The sequence below is a fragment of the Limnospira sp. PMC 1279.21 genome (assembly GCF_032349615.1).
Lineage (GTDB): Bacteria > Cyanobacteriota > Cyanobacteriia > Cyanobacteriales > Microcoleaceae > Limnospira > Limnospira fusiformis.
This window is the reverse complement of the sequence record NZ_JARPLU010000409.1, coordinates 1-1,195: the sequence shown is the minus strand read 5'-3', so window position 1 is coordinate 1,195 and position 1,195 is coordinate 1. Positions and strand designations below refer to the sequence as shown.

Below are 1,195 nucleotides of genomic sequence, written 5' to 3'. Positions count from 1 at the left end.
TTTTTGGGGATAATTCCAGGAAAATGATTTGGCATATTTTGGGCTCGGAAAAATAAGAAGCATGGCGGATTCTTCGGGTATTACACATGTGTCTTATTCCAGACGCAGAACCAAAGAGATACCGCCATGCTTCAAAATCTTTTGCCAGGTTTTCCCGACGGTGCAATCCAAATCAGCACCCGTGTCCGTCTTTTGAAGAAAGACGGAGTTTTCACCTACTTCGTGTGCGCAGACAACTACTTCTCCCATCAAGCCCGCGACCAGTCAGCCTTTCGGATGATTATAGCCACATTGATCCACAATGGGCATGCAAAGCCCGTGGAGTTTCAGAACTCCCCGCTTGGGCTTCCACACCGCACGCTGATGCGCTGGTGCCGGCAACTCGCCACCCAGGGCAGCGATTCGTTTTTTACTCCGAGACGCACCCGTGGCGCTCATGTGCTGACTTCCGAAAAGACCGCCGAATGCGAAACGAGACTTTCCGAGGGTTTGTCCGTGGCGAAGGTGGCCCGGCTTGTCGGGATCAACGAATCGGCACTACGCAAAGCCCTTGCCAATGGCCGGGTGCGGCGCCAGCCCATGATACCCCGGCATAATCCCGAGGCGGACACCAAGTCGGAACGTAGCCGCAAAGACGCTGAGGCCTCCGAGGGGATGGGAACAGCCTGCACGCGGGCCGATGATCGTGTTGCGGCGGCCATGGGCATGGCGGGCCATGCCTGTGCCCGCTTTGAGTGCTGCGACGATGTGGCCTTTGGCGGCTTGCTTGCGGGCTTGCCTGCCCTGTGTGCCAATGGGCTTCTGAGCGGACTCAACCGCCATCTGTCCCTGCCTGCGGGCTACTACAGCGCCCTGCACATTCTGATCTTGATGGGATTTATGGCCCTTGCGCGAATCAAGCGACCCGAGGGCCTCCGACATATTCCTCCCGGCGAACTGGGCCGGACCCTGGGGCTCGACCGGGTTCCGGAGGTCCGTACGCTACGGGAAAAAATCGCACGCCTAGCTTCCGGCGGGGATGTGTTGGGCTGGCAGCGGGAACTCAGCACGCAATGGATGATTGCCGACCCGGAGGAGGCGGGCTATCTCTATGTGGACGGGCATGTTCGGGTTTATCACGGGGACAAGGCGAACCTGCCCCGACGCTATGTCTCCCGCGAAAAACTCTGCTTGCGGGGCACCACCGATTATTGGG

The 1,195-nt window shown here is 58.5% G+C and carries 1 protein-coding gene; it reads left to right on the top strand.

Annotated elements, in window-relative coordinates:
• Positions 1-126 precede the first annotated feature (126 nt).
• A partial coding sequence (locus P5683_RS25015; RefSeq protein ID WP_315642101.1) for a putative transposase occupies positions 127-1,195 on the top strand: 1,069 nt, incomplete at its 3' end.